The 16,600-nt window shown below is 64.9% G+C and carries 16 protein-coding genes; 7 read left to right on the top strand and 9 right to left on the bottom strand.

The genetic code is table 11. The features are described from left to right. The first annotated feature begins 20 nt into the window (after nt 1–20). Nucleotides 21–2,372, top strand: coding sequence for a TRAP transporter permease (locus ACMUJL_RS07590; protein WP_375569229.1), 2,352 nt, complete (start codon nt 21–23; stop codon nt 2,370–2,372). Between the two features lie 5 nt (nt 2,373–2,377). Here the strand turns inward: ACMUJL_RS07590 and ACMUJL_RS07585 are convergent, their stop codons facing one another. Beyond that, nucleotides 2,378–3,307, bottom strand: a complete 930-nt coding sequence (locus ACMUJL_RS07585) for a LysR family transcriptional regulator (RefSeq protein ID WP_375569231.1) — start codon at nt 3,305–3,307, stop codon at nt 2,378–2,380. Between the two features lie 87 nt (nt 3,308–3,394). Between ACMUJL_RS07585 and ACMUJL_RS07580 the strand changes: the two genes are divergently transcribed. From ACMUJL_RS07580 to modC, 4 genes are all read left to right on the top strand, one after another. Next, a complete protein-coding gene (locus tag ACMUJL_RS07580; RefSeq protein WP_068287188.1) occupies nt 3,395–4,228 on the top strand; it encodes a TauD/TfdA dioxygenase family protein in 834 nt (277 codons plus the stop codon). A gap of 137 nt (nt 4,229–4,365) precedes the next feature. Further along, nucleotides 4,366–5,136 carry a molybdate ABC transporter substrate-binding protein gene (modA, locus tag ACMUJL_RS07575; RefSeq protein ID WP_375569234.1) on the top strand — a complete coding sequence of 257 codons (771 nt, stop codon included), beginning with the start codon at nt 4,366–4,368 and terminating at the stop codon, nt 5,134–5,136. Further along, nucleotides 5,136–5,846 (top strand): molybdate ABC transporter permease subunit, encoded by a 711-nt coding sequence (gene modB / locus ACMUJL_RS07570; protein WP_375569236.1) that lies wholly within the window; start codon nt 5,136–5,138, stop codon nt 5,844–5,846. Before modA ends, modB begins: the two co-directional genes overlap by 1 nt. Next, entirely contained in the window at nt 5,843–6,931 is a 1,089-nt protein-coding gene (modC, locus tag ACMUJL_RS07565) for a molybdenum ABC transporter ATP-binding protein (protein WP_375569238.1), read from the top strand. The genes modB and modC overlap by 4 nt, the downstream gene beginning before the upstream one ends. Before the next feature lie 30 nt (nt 6,932–6,961). Here modC and ACMUJL_RS07560 read toward each other — a convergent pair whose 3' ends face one another. Genes ACMUJL_RS07560 through ACMUJL_RS07550 form a run of 3 tightly spaced genes read right to left on the bottom strand, consistent with a single transcriptional unit; the run spans nt 6,962 to nt 10,134 of the window. Beyond that, the gene (locus ACMUJL_RS07560; protein WP_375569240.1) at nt 6,962–8,173 is read right to left on the bottom strand and encodes an ABC transporter permease; all 1,212 of its coding nucleotides are present in this window, start codon (nt 8,171–8,173) and stop codon (nt 6,962–6,964) included. Continuing rightward, nucleotides 8,163–8,882 (bottom strand): ABC transporter ATP-binding protein, encoded by a 720-nt coding sequence (locus ACMUJL_RS07555; protein ID WP_068287201.1) that lies wholly within the window; start codon nt 8,880–8,882, stop codon nt 8,163–8,165. The genes ACMUJL_RS07560 and ACMUJL_RS07555 overlap by 11 nt, the downstream gene beginning before the upstream one ends. A gap of 4 nt (nt 8,883–8,886) precedes the next feature. Next, nucleotides 8,887–10,134 (bottom strand): efflux RND transporter periplasmic adaptor subunit, encoded by a 1,248-nt coding sequence (locus ACMUJL_RS07550; RefSeq protein ID WP_375569242.1) that lies wholly within the window; start codon nt 10,132–10,134, stop codon nt 8,887–8,889. A gap of 269 nt (nt 10,135–10,403) precedes the next feature. Here ACMUJL_RS07550 and ACMUJL_RS07545 point away from each other — a divergent pair, with 269 nt between their 5' ends. Both ACMUJL_RS07545 and ACMUJL_RS07540 read left to right on the top strand, forming a co-directional pair. Further along, on the top strand, nt 10,404–12,179 hold the full coding sequence (locus tag ACMUJL_RS07545; protein ID WP_375569244.1) for an SLC13 family permease: 1,776 nt from the start codon (nt 10,404–10,406) through the stop codon (nt 12,177–12,179). A 92-nt stretch (nt 12,180–12,271) separates the two neighbouring features. Next, entirely contained in the window at nt 12,272–13,939 is a 1,668-nt protein-coding gene (locus tag ACMUJL_RS07540) for a GMC family oxidoreductase (protein ID WP_416914211.1), read from the top strand. A 21-nt stretch (nt 13,940–13,960) separates the two neighbouring features. Here ACMUJL_RS07540 and ACMUJL_RS07535 read toward each other — a convergent pair whose 3' ends face one another. The 5 genes from ACMUJL_RS07535 to ACMUJL_RS07515 all read right to left on the bottom strand — a co-directional run bounded on the left by ACMUJL_RS07535 (nt 13,961) and on the right by ACMUJL_RS07515 (nt 16,594). Further along, the gene (locus tag ACMUJL_RS07535; RefSeq protein WP_138176617.1) at nt 13,961–14,293 is read right to left on the bottom strand and encodes a hypothetical protein; all 333 of its coding nucleotides are present in this window, start codon (nt 14,291–14,293) and stop codon (nt 13,961–13,963) included. Nucleotides 14,294–14,403: 110 nt separating this feature from the next. Then, entirely contained in the window at nt 14,404–15,027 is a 624-nt protein-coding gene (locus tag ACMUJL_RS07530; RefSeq protein ID WP_375569246.1) for a trimeric intracellular cation channel family protein, read from the bottom strand. Continuing rightward, a complete protein-coding gene (gene rnhA / locus ACMUJL_RS07525; protein ID WP_068287216.1) occupies nt 15,024–15,494 on the bottom strand; it encodes a ribonuclease HI in 471 nt (156 codons plus the stop codon). The genes ACMUJL_RS07530 and rnhA overlap by 4 nt, the downstream gene beginning before the upstream one ends. Continuing rightward, nucleotides 15,491–16,111: a glutathione S-transferase family protein gene (locus ACMUJL_RS07520; RefSeq protein ID WP_375569249.1), complete on the bottom strand. Its 621-nt coding sequence runs from the start codon at nt 16,109–16,111 to the stop codon at nt 15,491–15,493. Before ACMUJL_RS07520 ends, rnhA begins: the two co-directional genes overlap by 4 nt. Before the next feature lie 30 nt (nt 16,112–16,141). Next, complete coding sequence (locus ACMUJL_RS07515) at nt 16,142–16,594, bottom strand: DUF3429 domain-containing protein (RefSeq protein WP_375569251.1); 453 nt, start codon at nt 16,592–16,594, stop codon at nt 16,142–16,144. Nucleotides 16,595–16,600 lie beyond the last annotated feature (6 nt).

Below are 16,600 nucleotides of genomic sequence, written 5' to 3'. Positions count from 1 at the left end.
CCCAGACCATCGAGGCCGTCATGACCACGACCGACACCGGGCGTCGCCCTGACGTTACGCTGAAACGCATCGCGCGGGTCCTTGGGCTGGTGCTGGTGGGGATCGGCCTTCTGAACACCATCCCGTCGATACCGGGTCTGGACAGCTTCTTTCAGGACCTGAGCGACAACCCCGCCTTCGCCATCCGCAAGTTTCCCTATCAGTGGCTCTACCCGCTGGCCTTCGTGCTGATGATGACGATTGTCGCCCTGCACCATTCCTTCTGGGCCGATTTTCGCGCCCGCGAGGTTGGCCCGCTCAAGCTGCGCCTGGGCGCGATCATGGATGTCCTGCTGGTTGTCACGGCTCTTGTCGTGTCCCTGTCCTACATGATCGAGATCGACTCGATCTGCCTGATCGACCGGGCCACCGGGCTGCGCGCCGACCTGCTGGCGCGCGCCCTGGAAGAGGAAAAGGAATTCGCCGCGCTCTATGGCCTGCCCGAGCCCAATTCGGTCGAGGATCCCGCCTGCGTGCAGACGCTGGGCGGCTGGATCTTCGTCGTGGTCGGCGGGGCGCTGGCGGTTTTCCTGGGCTATAACGTGCGCGTCTGGGGGTTTCCCCTGGTCGCGGTGGCGATCCTGATCGCGGCCTATACCCTGGCCACGGTGCTGGTGTGGTATGCCTTCGGGGCCGACGACATGAACAAGTACCTGATCACCAAGCTGGGCGGCGAACCGCGCAGCCTGATGGACGGGCGCCCCAATGTGGAAGACATCCTGGTCAACAACGCACAGGGCCTGATGGGCCGCTTCATGGGCATCCTGCTGAATTCGGTCTTTCCCTATATCGTGCTTGGCTCGCTCTTCGGCATTTCGGCCGGGGGCAAGTCGCTGATCAAGCTGGCGTTCCTGTGGACGCGGCGCCTGCGCGGCGGCCCCGCCCATGCCGCCATCGTGTCATCGGCGCTGTTCGGCACCATTTCGGGCGGTCCGGTCGTCAACGTGCTGTCAACGGGCGTCCTGACGATCCCCATGATGCTGAAGCGCGGCTTTGGCCGGGTCTTTTCCGGCGGGGTCGAGGCCGCGGCCTCGTCCGGGGGGCAGATCATGCCGCCGGTGATGGGTGTGGCGGCCTTCGTGCTGGCCGCGATGACCGTGACCCCCTACCGCGAGGTGGTCTTTGCCGCGATCATCCCGGCGCTGGCCTATTTCGGCTGTCTGTTCCTGACCGTGGTCTTCGAGGCCCGCAAGCAGGGGATCGAGGCGGTCGGCGACAAGACCCCCGACATGCTGCTGACCGGACAGGACAAGTTGAACCTGGTGATGATCTTTGCCCCGATCCTGTTGATCCTGGTGCTGCTGGTCACGCCCAAGGATGCGGTCGGATGCGGGCCGCTGGGCGCATTTCTGGGGGTCGAGCAGATCTGGCTGAATGGCATATGCCGGGCCGAGAACCTGCCCTGGATCTATCAGCTGATCCAGAATTCGGCCGGTGATGCGGGATCGGCGGGCTGGTGGGCGCTGGTGCTGCTGTCTTGCCTGTTTTTCCTTGATCCCGAATTCCGCAAGCGGCCCGGCCAGTTGATCGATGCGCTGGCTGACGCGGGCGTCACCATTTCGACGCTCTACCTGATGTTCCTGTCTGTTTCGATCATCGACTTCTGCCTGAATTTCACCGGACTGTCCGGCTTCATCGCGCGCGATGTCCTTGGCATGTTGCGCGCCTTCGGGCCGGATTTGCAGACGGATGGCGTCTTCCTTTTCGCGGCCCTGTTCGTGACCATGCTGATGGCGATCCTGCTGGGCATGGGCATGCCCACGGTGCCGGCTTATGTGAACGTGGCGCTGCTGATGGGCCCGCTGGTCGTGGGTCTGGGTATCGCCACCTTCACTGCGCATATGTTCATCTTCTTCTTTGCCGTGGCATCCGCGATCACCCCACCCGTGGCGATCGCCGCCTTTGCCGCAGCCTCGATCACGCGGGCCGATCCGATGGCCACGGGATTTTCGGCCGTCCGATCGGGGGTGGTGATGTTCGTGCTGCCCTTCGTGTTCGCCTTCTATCCCGAGCTTTTGCTGATCGACGCGGCCAAGCTGGATCCCGCGGCGCCGCCGGGATCGGCGGTCTTCCTGGAGGGTTATGGTCCGGGTGTGGATTGGGCGGGGCTGGCGCTGTTGCTGCCACGGCTGGGGATCGGGCTTTACCTGATCGCCAGCGCCCTGACCCGGTATGACCGCCACGCGCTGTCCGGCTGGGAAACCGCCCTGCGGCTTGCCCTGGCCGTGATCGTGCTGATGCGTGATCCGCTGTGGTTCGGGCCAGGGCTGGTGGTCACGGTGCTTTACCTGATGTGGCATGCCTTTCTGGCACGTGCACGCAAACCGGCCTGAGGTGGCTAGGTGCGGGACGCGATGCCCTGCATGACAACCTGGGCACAAAGCGCACTGAACCTGGCCAAGCTGGGATGGGCGGGCGCGGGGCTTGCCGGTCTGCGCGTGGCGATCACGATCTCCAGCTCGCCGACGGGTGTGGCCAGCGGAACAGCCGTGACGCCGTCGCCGTGATACGTGACCGGATTGGGCGGCTGGAATACCGCAAGGGTAAAGCCCATCCCCTTGCCGACACAGGAACGCACCATTTCATAGGACCGCGAGACCATCGCGACTTGCGGCTCGAACCCCTGGCCCCGCATCATGTCCAGATAGCTGGGGCCCGGCCCGTTTTCCCTGACCGCGATGTAGGGAGTGTCGCTGAGTTCATCCAGCGAGAGACGGTCGCGTCCTGCAAGCGGATGTGTCGATGGCAGGATGACCCTGGGACTGACCCGCCCGATCGGCGTGACGATGAAAAGCGCCGGATCGAAACCCTGATCATAGGCCAGCACCAGATCAAGGTCTGCGGACAGCAGCTTGGCCGACAGGGCGGAAAAATTGTCTTCGGTCAGGTCCAGCGACACACCGGGCCAGTCCTGCTTGTGCTGCAGCACGATCTGAGGGGCGAAGATATAGGCCAGTGCCAGATAGCAGCCGAACCGCAGATGGCCGATTGTGCCGTCGGACAGTTCCCTGCCGTGGATCTGCAGCCGCTCTGCCTCTGTCAGAAGGGCCGATGCATGCGGGTAAAAGGCTTCACCATCCGGGGTCAGGTTCAAACCCTTGGCGTGATGCCGGTCAAACAGGCACAGGCCAAGCACCTCTTCCAGCCGGCCGACCGAGGCCGCGATGGCTGCCGGTGACAGACCCAGAAGGCGGGCTGCCTGCGCGATCCCGCCTGCATTGGTGACCGCCACGAAATGCTCCAGTTGGCGCAATGTGTACTTAAGCAAGAAAAAACGTCCTTGTAGCATTGAATAATCGTCTTTGCCAACCTTTGCACGCTGGATAGCCTTGTGTCATGCGCGAAAGGACATCCCATGCACATCAGAAAGTTGACGGGCCTGTTCGGGGCCGAGATTTCCGGCGCGGATCTGCGTGATCCGGCCTGCTTTGACGCCATCAAAGAGGCGTTCATCCAGTATTCGGTGATCGTGATCAGGGGGCAAAGACTGACGCCGGACGACCATCTGGCCTTTGCCCGGCGGTTTGGTCCGATCAACGTCAACCGTTTCTTCACCAAGCTTGAAAGCCATCCCGAGGTTGCCCTGGTCCTCAAGGAAAAGGATCAGAAAGGTGCAATCGGCGAGGAGTGGCATACCGATCATTCCTACGATGTTGCGCCTGCGACGGGGTCGATCCTGCATGCGCTCGAGGTGCCTCCACATGGTGGCGACACGGTCTTTGTCTCGATGGCGGATGTCTTCGAAAGCCTGTCGGAACCGGTGCGCCGGATGCTGCGTGGCTTGTCTGCATGGCATTCCTCGCGGCATGTCTTCGGGGAAACGCAAGGCAACTCGGAAGCGGCGCAGTCCGGTCGCATCGGCAATGCAGCACTTGCCACACAGGATGTCCTGCATCCGGTCGTGATCCGGCACCCGCTTTCGGGACGTGAGGGGCTGTTCGTGAATCCGCAGTTCACCACGAGGATCGAGGGGCTTTTGCCGGGGGAATCCGCCGCCATCCTCGAGATGATCTATGCGCAATGCCGCAAACCGGAATACCAGGCGCGCGTCTCATGGAATGTCGGTGATGTCACGATGTGGGACAATCGGGCGACTTGGCACAAGGCGATCAACGACTATCACGGGTATCGCCGCTACATGCACCGCGTCACTGTCGAAGGTTGCGCCCTGCAACCTGCGCAGGCCTGATCAACAGGCAGGTCGGGCGCGTCCGTCACCCGCATCTGCGCAATCAGGCGATATTCCCTGCGAAAAATAACGCTTGCAACCTGCAGGGGGCTTTGGCGATATGTTCCGGAAAACATATCTGAGAAAGTCTTCCCCCCATGTTTGGGCCTGCCATTCGTCGCCTTGCCCTTGCCCTGGCCCTTCTGCCAGCAGCACCGCTTTGCGCGACGGCGGCAGAGGTGACGGTTTTCGCGGCCTCCAGCCTGACCGATGCGCTGCGCCGCGTGGCCGATGCCTGGACTGCTGCAACAGGTCACCGGGTGGTCTTGTCCTTTGCCGGGTCATCGGCCCTTGCGCGCCAGATCCAGCAGGGGGCGCCCGCGGATCTGTACATCTCGGCCAGCCAGGACTGGATGGATGCGGTCGCAGCCACGGGCGATCTGCGCGCGGGCACGCGGCGCGACATCCTGGCCAACAGTCTGGTGCTGATCGCCCATGGCGGCGATGCGGCCCCCGTGACACTGGACAGCGCGCTGGACCTTGCAGGTCTGCTGGGGGACGGGCGGCTGTCGATGGCGCTGGTCGATGCGGTGCCGGCGGGTATCTACGGCAAGGCCGCGCTGCAGCACCTGGGCCTGTGGGACAGCGTGGCCGCGAAGGTCGCGCAATCCGACAACGTGCGCGCGGCGCTGGCTTTCGTCGCCCGGAACGAGGCGCCCCTCGGCATCGTCTATGCCACCGATGCGGCGGTCGCGGAGGCTGTCGGCATCGTCGCCACCTTTCCCGCCGACAGCCATGCGCCGATCACCTATCCCGCCGCGATCACCGCGCAATCGCAAAGCCCCGTGGCGCAGGACTTCCTTGATTACCTGTCATCGGACGCGGCACGGGTGATCTGGCGTGATTTCGGCTTCGGGTTTCCCGGCTGATGTGGGCCGACTGGACAAGCTGGCTTGGCCCCGAGGAATGGCAGGCTGTGCGCCTGTCCCTGTGCGTGTCGTTCTGGGCCACGCTCATCAGCCTGCCGCCCGGCATCTTCATTGCCTATGCGCTGGCGCGCTGGTCCTTTCCGGGCAAGCAGGTGCTGAACGGGATCGTCCATCTGCCGCTGATCCTGCCTCCCGTCGTCACGGGCTACCTGCTGCTTCTGGCCTTCGGGCGGCGCGGCCCCGTGGGTGAATGGCTGGAGCAATGGTTCGGCATCGTGCTGTCCTTCCGCTGGACAGGTGCGGCGCTGGCAGCGGCCATCATGGCCTTTCCGCTGATGGTCCGCGCCATACGCCTGGCGATCGAAGCAGTCGATCCCAAGCTTGAGGCGGCGGCCAGCACGCTTGGCGCCTCGCCCGCATGGGTCTTTGTCACCATCACCCTGCCGCTGATCCTGCCGGGGATCATCGCGGGCTGGATCCTGGCCTTTGCCAAGGCGATGGGCGAATTCGGCGCGACCATCACCTTCGTGTCGAACATTCCGGGTCAGACGCAGACCATCCCCTCGGCCATCTATGCCCTGCTGCAGGTCCCGGGCGCCGAGGATCGCGCCGGACGCCTGGTGATCGTCGCGGTCGTGATTGCCATGGCGGCATTGCTTCTGTCCGAAGTCGCCGCGCGGCGGGTGGCCAGACGGGTGGCGGGCCGATGACGTTGCAGGTTTCGCTCAGGCATCAATTCGCGGGTTTCGACCTGGACGTGGCCTTCGAGGCGCCGCCGGGCGTCACCGTGCTTTTTGGTCCATCGGGGTCGGGAAAGAGCACGGTGATCAATGCGGTCGCCGGACTTTTGCGCCCGGACAGGGGGCGGATCGTCACCGATGACCTGGTGCTGCTGGACACCGATGCGCGCAGGGTCCTGCCCCCGCACAAGCGTCGCCTGGGCTATGTCTTTCAGGAGGGGCGGCTTTTCCCGCATCTGAGCGTCAGGCAGAACCTGTTGTTCGGGCGCTGGTTCGCCCCCCGCGACGCGCGGGGCGAAAGCCTTGACCGGGTGGTGGAACTCCTCGGGTTGGAACATCTGCTGGACCGCCGCCCCGGCGCCTTGTCGGGTGGCGAAAAGCAACGCGTCGCGATCGGGCGCGCCCTGCTGGCAGCCCCCAGGCTGATCCTGGCGGATGAGCCCCTGGCCGCATTGGATGAGACCCGCAAGGCCGAGATCCTGCCCTATTTCGAAAGGCTGCGCGACGAGGTGGCGGTGCCCATCCTCTACGTCAGCCATGCCTCTGCCGAAGTGGCCCGACTGGCCACCACCGTGGTGGCGTTGCGCGCGGGCAGGGTCGCGGCGGTCGGCCCGCCCGCGCAGGTGCTGGGCGATGTGGCGGCCGTGGGCGCGCGCGGGGCCTCGTCGATCCTGACGGCGCGGGTTGTCGCCCACCATGCCGATGGCCTGTCCCAGCTTGCCGCCGGAGAGGTGCCGCTCTGGTTGCCCCGGATCGAGGCCGCGCCGGGCCGGGTGGTGCGGGTGCGCATTGCGGCGCAGGACGTGATCCTGGCCACCGAGGTGCCACGGGGAATATCGGCGTTGAACATCCTGACCGGCACGATCACCGAGATCCGCCGCGGCCAGGGCCCCGGCGTCATGGTCACCCTGGACATCGGCGGCCAAAGGCTGAGCGCGCGGATCACCCGCCGGTCGGCCGAAGCGATGGGGCTGTCCGAGGGGCAGACCTGTCATGCGGTTCTGAAATCCGTGGCCGTCGCGCCCGAGGATGTGGGCACCGGCACAAGGGGGTGAGCGCGACCTGCCTGGCGCGGTCCCTGCCGTTCATTGATGCCGCAGCGCGTCGATCGGGTTCAGCCGCGCGGCGCGGCGCGCGGGCAGATAGCCGAAGACCACCCCCACCATGGCGGAAAAGGCGAAGGCCCCCAGCACGACCAGAGGATCCGGCGTATAGGGGATGACCATGAAACGCGCGGCCGCCGCCGCCAGCGCAAGGCCCAGCATGATCCCGAGGATGCCGCCCATCAGCGACAGCACGATCGCCTCGACCAGGAATTGCGCAAGCACCTGTCGCGCCTGCGCGCCCACGGCAAGGCGGATGCCGATCTCATGGGTGCGTTCGGTCACGCTGACCAGCATGATGTTCATGATCCCGATCCCGCCCACCAGCAGGCTGACGGCGGCCACCGCCGCCAGCAGGCCGGTCAGCACATTGGTGATCCCGGTCAGCATCGTGGCCAGTTGCTTCATGTCGATGACGTTGAAATCATCCTCCTCGCCCGGATCGATGCGCCGCATGTCGCGCAGCAATGTCTCGATCGCGCTGCGGGCCATGTCGGTCGGCACGTCCTCGCGCACCGCGACGTAGATCATGTTCACAGCGGAACTGCCCGCGATGCGCCGCTGGAACGTGCGGACCGGGATCATCACCGTGTCATCCTGGTCGGTGCCGAAACTGGAGGCGCCCTTGCTGTCCAGAACGCCGATGACCTCGCAGGACATGGTCTTGAGGCGGATCTTCTCGCCCACGGGGTTGGCCGCGCCGAAGAACTCCGCGCGCACGGTCTGGCCCAGGATGCAGACGGCGCGCCCGGCCTGTTCCTCTCCGGCAAGGAAAGAGCGGCCCAGCACCACGGGCCAGTCCGTCGCGGCAAGATAGGCATTGCCGACACCCTGCACCATGGTGCGGTGATTGATGTTGCCGAAGACCGCCACCATCTGTCGGCTTTCCGCGGCACTGGCCGTTTCGACCTGGGGCAGATCGCGGATGATCTGCGCGACATCGCCCAGATCGAAGGACCGTTCAGAGGTGACGGAACTGCGCGGTCCCATCGTGTTCTGTCCGGGACGGATCATCAGCACATTGGTGCCCAGTTTCGCCACATCGCGCGTGACCTGTTCGGACGATCCCTGGCCGACGGTCACCATGGCGATCACGGCCGCCACACCGATCACGACGCCCAGAACCGTCAGGATCGACCGCATCGCATTGCGCGCGATGGCCCGCAGCGCAAGGCGGATGGTTTCAAACAGCATGGCTTTTCCCCCGCGCGGTGGGCGTGTCCCGCGCGATCCGCCCGTCCACCATCCAGATGATCCGGTCGGCATAGGCGGCCATGTCGTCTTCATGGGTGACCATCACGATGGTCAGCCCGCCCCTGGCCCGCAACTGGCCCAGCAGCTCCATGATCTCGACCGAGCGGTGGGTGTCCAGGTTGCCCGTGGGTTCATCGGCCAGGATCAGGTCCGGTGCGCCCGCCAGCGCGCGCGCGATGGCGACCCGCTGCTGCTGACCGCCCGACAGTTCCGAAGGGTCGTGATGCGACCGGCCGGACAGACCGACCTGGTCCAGTGCCCGCATGGCGCGCGCATGCCGTTCCGCACGCGGCAAGCCCTTGTAGATCAATGGTAATTCGACATTTTCCAGCGCGGTGGCGCGCGGCAGCAGGTTGAAGCCCTGGAACACGAAGCCAAGGTAATGCCGCCTGAGCAAGGCACGTTGATCGCGGTCAAGTCCCGCGACATCCACACCGTTGAACAGGTACCGCCCGGATGTCGGCGGATCAAGGCAGCCGATCACGTTCAGGGCCGTCGACTTGCCCGACCCGCTGGGCCCCATGATGGCGACGAACTCGCCCGCCCGAATGGTCAGGTCGACACCGTCCAGCGCGCGGACTTCCGTCTCGTCCTGCCCGTAGACGCGGGTGATGCCCTGCAACGCGATCAGTGGGGGGCTGTCCTGCATGTTCCTATCCGGCCTGTCCGGTGATCACGGCCTCGCCCTCGGCCAGGTCCCCGCCGGTGATTTCCGTCATGCGGCCATCGCTGCTGCCGATCGTGACCGGCACCTCAACCGCGGCGCCTGCACGTAGCACCCAGACCGCGGGGCCGCTGCCATCGTCCTGTCGAGGGGCAGGCCTTTCGGGCATGATCAACCCTAGGAGCCCGCCACCCGCGCGTTCCTCGCTTGTCGCGGGCGGAGCATAGCGCAGGGCGGCATTGGGAACGCTCAGCACGCCCGCGCGTTCTTCCACGATGATGTCGGCCGTTGCAGTCATGCCGGGGCGCAAGGACAGGTCCTTGTTGTCGACACTGAGGACCGCGACATAACTGACGACCCCATCCAGCGGTTCCGACGCATAACGGATCATTCGGATGGTTGCGGGAAAGCTGCGCCGGTCGAAGGCATCGACCGTGAAAACCGCCGCATCACCTTCCGAGACAAGGCCGATATCGGCCTCGTCTATGGCGACCTGCGCCTCCATCTGGGTCAGGTCCTCGGCGATGGTGAACAGAACCGGCGCGGACAGGGACGAGGCGACGATCTGCCCGACGGATGCCGTGCGATCCAGCACGATGCCGTTGATGGGGGCGCAGATGCAGCCCTTGTCCAGATCGGCCTTGACCAGTTTCAGATTGGCGCGCGCCACGTTCAACTCTGCCTCGGCCACGCTCAGATCGGCCTGCGCGCGGTAGAAGGCGGCGCGTCGTGTCAGCAGGGCCTGCGGGCTTGTCACGCCGCGCTGTTCCAGCGCCACGGCGTTGTCATAGCTGTCGCGCTGTTCGGCCAGGGACGTTTCGGCCCGGCGCAACCGTGCGATGGCGGCCGTGACATTGGCTTCGGCCACGGCTTTCTGCGCCTCCAGCTTCGTGGTGTCCAGGCTGGCCAGCGCCTGGCCCACGGCGACCCTGTCATTGAAATCAACATGAACGGCGCGGATCGTCCCCGACAGTTCGGAAGAAATGTCCACCGTGTTGGTCGGCTCCAGCGTGCCGGTGGCCGACACCCTGACCACCAGATCGCCGCGGCTGACCGTTTCGGTGCGATACTGCGGTTCGGCCTTGCGGTCCGTCCAGCGCACCAGTCCCCACAGCGCCAGAACGCAAGCCACCACGGACAGGCTTGCCCAGAACCAAGCCGAAAGCCCGCGCCGCCTGCGCCCCAGTTGCAGGGTGCGGCTGATCGCGGCCTGCTTGTCGTCCGAATGATCTGCCATGCGCCAACCCCGTCGTGCCATGTGGATCTGCCTATCCCATGCCGGCGGATCATGGATTGATGCAGGTCAACCTTGGGGCTTGTGGCGAATGGGTCTTTTCGCGCATGCATTGTCGCCTGTCCGTGCGTCCTCGGCAAAACCGCCTCGAAGATCGCCTTTCGCGGTGTCAGAATGGCGGGGTCCGGCCCGGCATTGCGGTTGCCGATTGAAAAGCCAACTGGCTTTGGGTTTATGGGGCAAAAGCGTTCGTGCCGCAGAAAGAGTGATTGATGACCCTTGAACAGATATTCATGCTTGTCCTTCTGGCGGCTGTCTTCATCAGTTTCTTCAAGGAGTTCTATCCGCCCGAAGTGACGGCGCTTGGCGCCTCTGCGGCCCTGCTGGCCACGGGGATCATCCAGACCGGCGATTTCCTGACCGTGTTCAGTTCGCCCGCGCCGATCACCATTGCCATGATGTTCATCATTTCGGCCGCATTGGAACGGACCGGGGTGCTCATGGTGCTGGGCGGCATTCTCAAGCGCAAGGCGCGTGGCTCGTTCCTGCGCGCCATGGTGCTGATGATGGTGGGCGCGATGGGCGCATCGGCCTTCATGAACAACACGCCCGTGGTGATCCTGCTGACACCGATCATGATCTCGATGTCGGCCTCGGTCGGGGTTGCGCCTTCACGGTTCCTGATCCCGCTGTCCTATGCCGCGATCTTCGGTGGCACGCTGACGCTGGTGGGCACCTCGACCAACATCCTGATGAGCGGTGTGGCGCGCGACGCGGGCCAGCCCGCGATCTCGATGTTCGAGATGACCCTGCCGGGGCTGATCTTCGCGGGCGTGGGCATGGTTTACATGATCTTTGCCGGCCGCTACCTGCTGCCGGATCGGGCGTCCCTGTCCAGCATGATGGGCAAGGAAAGCAAGCGCAAGTTCATGGCGCGCCTGCTGATCCCGCATGAATCGAAATATATCGGCAAGCGCCTGTCCGAACTGCCCTTCAACACGCTGGAAACGCGCATCCTCGACGTGGTGCGCGGTGAGGTGTCGATGCGGCGCACCCTCAAGGACATGACGCTGGAAGCCGGCGACCGGATCGTTCTGAAGACCGGCACCGGCGAGATCCTGGGCCTCAAGGAAAACGGGCAGGTGGCGTTCCGCGACATCGACGATCACGCCTTCGAACCCGTAACCGCCGACCAGACCATCACGATGGAGGCAAGCGTCGGCCCGAATTCGCACCTGCGCGGGCGGCCCATCAAGGACCTCAAGCTGCGCCGCAAATACGGCGTCTACCTGATGGCGGTGCACCGCGCCGAGCAGAACATCTCGCAGGATCTGCCGGAACTGCGGCTGCAGTTCGCCGATACGCTGCTGCTGGAAGGCCCGCCCGAAGGGCTTCAGCGCTTGATGGAAGACGGCGGGATCATCAACCTGTCGGCCCCGTCCGAACGGGCGACCCGCTGGTCCAAGGCACCCATCGCCATCGCCACGATCATGGCCGTGATGGTGCTTGCCGCGTTCGAGGTGATGCCGATTGCCGGGCTGGCCGTGATCGGTGCGGTCGTGGTGATGCTGACCCGCTGCGTCGATCCGGAAGAGGCTTTTGATGCGATCGACTGGCGTATCCTGTTCCTGATTTTCGGCATGCTGGGTCTGTCCATGGGGCTGGATGCAACGGGCACGGCGCAGTTGATCGTCTCGGGGGTGGTCAGTTCGCTTGGCGATGCCGGGCCGCTTCTGATCCTGGCGGCGGTGTATTTCGTCACCAGTCTGCTGACGGAGATGGTGTCCAACAATGCGGTCGCGGTCCTTGTCGGCCCTATCGCGATCGCCCTTGCGGTCCAGCTGGGGTTCGATCCGCGCCCTTTCATCATGGCCGTGATGTTCGCGGCCTCGGCCAGTTTCGCGACGCCGATCGGCTATCAGACGAACACCTTCGTCTACAGCGCCGGGGGCTATCGCTTTGCCGATTTCATCAAGGTGGGCCTGCCGCTGAACATCATCTTCGGGATCGTCGCGATCACGATCATTCCGCTGTTCTTTCCGTTCTGAAAGACCGGCCGCATCTGGCCTTTGACCGTCATGAAACTGTCGCTTTTCGCCACGAGCGCCCTGATGGTTGTCGTTATGGTGCAAGGTGAGGTATGGGCCCGGACAGAACGGGCCATGAGGCCGGCAAGGGGCAGGTGCAAGACGTGCAGGACTTCGACTATGTGATCGTGGGGGCCGGGTCGGCAGGATCGGTTCTGGCCAACAGGCTGAGCGCGGATGCCCGCAACAAGGTGCTGCTGCTGGAAGCCGGCGGGTCCGACCTGACATTCTGGGTGCAGGTGCCGATCGGCTACGGCAAGGTCTATTACGACGAACGGGTGAACTGGAAATACACTACCGAACCCGATCCCAACCGCAACGGCAACCGGTCCTACTGGCCGCGCGGCAAGGTGCTGGGCGGATCAAGCTCGATCAACGCGATGGTCTATGTGCGTGGGCATCCCTCTGACTATGCCGAATGGAACGCGGTCGCACCCGGCTGGGGATGGGATGATGTTGCCCCGGTCTTCAAGCGGATGGAAGATTGGGACGGACCCGCGAACCCGCTGCGTGGAACTGGTGGCCCGCTGCATGTGCATGACGTGACGCAGGACGTGCACCCGCTGACGCGCATGTACCTTCAGGCGGCCGAGCAGGCGGGATATCCCACCAACCCCGATTACAACGCCGACGACATGGAAGGTGCCGCCCTCTACCAGATCACCACCAAGGGCGGGTTGCGCGCCTCGGCGGCGCGCGCCTATCTGCGCCCGGCGATGAAGCGCGCGAACCTCAGGGTCGAAACCCGCGCCCATGTGACAAGGGTCATCTTCGAGGGGCGTCGCGCCGTCGGAGTCGAATATGTGCAGAATGGCCGCACGCTGACGGCGCGGGCGCGCGCCGAGGTGATCCTGTCGGGCGGGGCGATCAATTCCCCGCAACTGCTGCAATTGTCGGGTATCGGTCCCGGCGCGGTGTTGCAGCGCCACGGTGTTGCGGTGCTGCATGATGCGCCCCATGTGGGGCGCAACCTGTCCGATCACCTTGGCGCGGATGCGCTGTATCGCGCGCGCGTGCCCAGCCTGAACCAAGAACTCAACCCGCTGATGGGCAAGCTCTGGGCGGGGCTGCGCTATGTGTTGACGCGCAAGGGGCCGCTGTCGCTCAGCCTCAATCAGGGGGGCGGGTTCATCCGGCTGATGGAAGGCGCCACGCGGCCTGACCTGCAACTCTACTTCTCGCCCGTCAGCTATACCCGCGCACCGGTGGGCACGCGCCCCCTGATGAACCCCGATCCCTTTCCGGGCTTCCTGCTGGGCTTCAACCCCTGCAAGCCGACCAGCACGGGCTACCTGCAGATCTGTTCGCCCGATCCTTTCGCGGCGCCCGAGATGCACACCAACTACCTTGATACCGACTATGACCGTGCGGTCATGCTGGCGGGCTACCGGCTGATGCGCAAGATCGCCCGGACGCCCGCGATGGCAGCCGTGATCGAGGACGAGATCACGCCGGGCTGGGACGTGGACAGCGACGAGGCGCTGGCCGACGTGATCCGCGAAAAGTCATGGACCGTGTTCCACCAATGCGGCACCTGCCGGATGGGGGCGGACCCCGCCCAATCCGTGGTTGACGCGCGGTTGCGCGTGCATGGCGTGGACGGGCTGCGTGTGGCCGATGCCGCGATTTTCCCGACGATCCCTTCAGGCAACACGAATGCCCCCGCGATCATGGTCGGTGAAAAGGCATCCGACCTGATCCTGGAAGATGCCCGGCGCTAGGCTGCGCGCCGGGCTTTGCCCTCAGTACCTGTAGTCGAAGGTGACCAGCGTGCCGTCGGCGCGCGTCATGGTGCGGGCATAGATCTCGCGCGGGCCGGGATCGTCATCGACGAAACCATGGACCGTGACCGTCTCGCCGACTTCGGCGGGAACAAGGTTCGGCCCCACGTAGACGCGGATGTTGCCGCTGCTGTCGCTCAGGCGGAAGGTGTCTTCGTCCAGGATGCGCGCGACCTGGCCCTGAACGGTCACCATCGTTCCGCGTTCGGCCTTGGACACAGGTGTCATGTCCTTTTGCGCATAGGCTGGAAGGGCCACAAGTGTAATGGCTGCAGTCAGAAACAGATGGCGCACGGGATATCCTTTCAATGTTGACGCACCGGAATGCATGTCAGATGGGGGCAGGATTTCCCCGCGCAATCGCCAGCCGATAACATCGGCGTCAGTGTCGCGTTATCCGGGTGTCACACCCTTGGCGGGCGGCTCTTGTAGACCGGCAGGCGCCAGCCGAAAGCCAGTGATCCCGCGCGCAGGACCCATGTCAGCAGGGCGCAGGCGGCCAGCATGACCAGCGTGTCCGCACCAAGCGCGCGCACGATCAGCGCGGCCCCGGCACCCGCAAAGGCGGCCGAGGCATAAAGCTCTCCCTGTTTCAGGACCAGCGGTACCTCGTTGCAGACCACGTCGCGCATCAATCCGCCAAGGCAACCCGTGACCATGCCCATGATCAGCACCATCGCGGCGGGCTGATTCATGCCGATGGCCACACCCACGCCCGCAGGCACCGCCACGGCCAGCGCCAGGCTGTCCAGCCAGATCAGCGCGCGGTAGCGGCTTTCCAGCAGATGCGCGGTGAAGAACACCACCAGCGCCGCCGTGCAGGCGATGGCGATATAGGTGGGCTCGGCCACCCAGAAGACCGTGTCGCGGTTCAGAAGCACGTCGCGCAGCGTGCCGCCGCCCACCGCCGTCAGGCAGGCGATGAAGAAGAAACCCACGATATCCAGCTGCGCCCGCGACGCGACCAGGGCACCCGTCAGCGCAAAGACCAGCACCGAGGCATAGTCCAGCAGGACCAGCAGGCTCATCGGCCCGCTTTCCCGTTCACCTTGAACGGCGCCATGCCCGCGCGTGCCAGTTCATCGGCGCGCTCGTTCTCGGGGTGGCCGGCATGACCCTTGACCCATTCCCAGGTCACCTTGTGCCGCGCCTGCGCCGCGTCCAGCCGCTGCCACAGCTCGACATTCTTGACGGGCTTGCGGTCCGCCGTGCGCCAGCCGTTCTTTTTCCAGCCGTGAATCCACGCGGTCACACCGTTCTTCACATAGGCGCTGTCGGTGACGATGGTGATCTGGCTGGGCCGTTCCAGCGCCTCGAGCGCGTTGATCGCGGCCAGCAGTTCCATGCGGTTGTTGGTCGTATCGGCCTCGCCGCCGTTCAACTCGCGTTCCTTGATGATCTTGCCGTCGCGCACCGCGCGCATCAGCGCACCCCAGCCGCCGGGGCCGGGATTGCCCGAACAGGCCCCATCCGTATAGGCGAAAAGCTGTGTCATGGCGCATGGTCCAGGGTGACGTGGCCGGGCAGGGCAGCCATGCGCCCGCACCAGGCAGTGATGCGGGGAAAGCGCGCCATGTCATAGCCGCCGCGCGTGTCGGCCGTGCAGGTATAGCCGTAAAGCGCAATATCGGCGAGGGTCGGGCCTGCCCCGCAGAACCAGTCCTGCCCCGCCAGCGCATCCTCCATCAGGGCAAGGATCGCATGGCCCTCGTCCAGCAGGGTGGCCATGCGCTCGGGCGTGGCTTGCGCCGCCCGGTGCGGATAGCAGCGCAGTGCCGCGCGCACCGCGATCACCGACTCGTGGCGGTTTTGTTCGAAGAACATCCATGACAGCATATGTGTCTGCGCCAACGGATCCGTGGGCACCCAAGTCGTGCCGGTTCCCAGATACCACAGGATTGCGTTGGATTCGTTCAGCACCTGCCCATCTGCCAGATGCAGCACCGGAACCTTGCCCAGCGGTGCCTTGCCCTCGGCCTTGGCCTGCGCCAGCGCGTCCGAACCGGCTTCGCAAGGCACATGGCGGTACGCGCGCCCCTGAAGCGCCAGCAGCAGCCGCACCTTGTAGCTGTTGCCGGATGAGGGCATCGAGTAGAGGGTCATCTGGGTCATGGCAGCATCCTTGATGTGTCGATCTCTATGTCAGGCGAAGGCCACGACCGCCAGACAGATCACGACAATCGCGGTCAGAAGGACCCGCAGGCTCATCCACCATTCCGGGGCAAGTCCCTGTTTCCAGAACATCCAGTCCAGCGCCAGCAGACCAATGAAGCCCGCGATCAGGTTGATCGCCGCACTGACCGGCCCGCCGCCTGTCATGAAGAACGCCCAAAGCGCCGGGATCACCGACAGCACATAACCCGAGGCCGCGACCGCCCCGCTTGCCTTGGTGGCGAACCCCCAGAGCACGCCGGACATGAAGGACAGGATCACCGCACCGTAGAAGAGCCCGACATAGGGGCCTGTGAAACGGCCCCCCAGTGTCTGCCCGCTCCAGAAATTCAGCGGCTCGGACAGTACGGTTATGGCCCCCCATACAAAGGGGATCAGGCCGGCAAGGCCAAGGATCAGGGCGGCGCGGGGAATACCTTGCATGATCCG

The organism is Seohaeicola sp. (assembly GCF_048006315.1).
Lineage (GTDB): Bacteria > Pseudomonadota > Alphaproteobacteria > Rhodobacterales > Rhodobacteraceae > Seohaeicola.
Note: the sequence above shows the minus strand (reverse complement) of the source record. Positions and strands in the feature narration are given on the sequence as shown.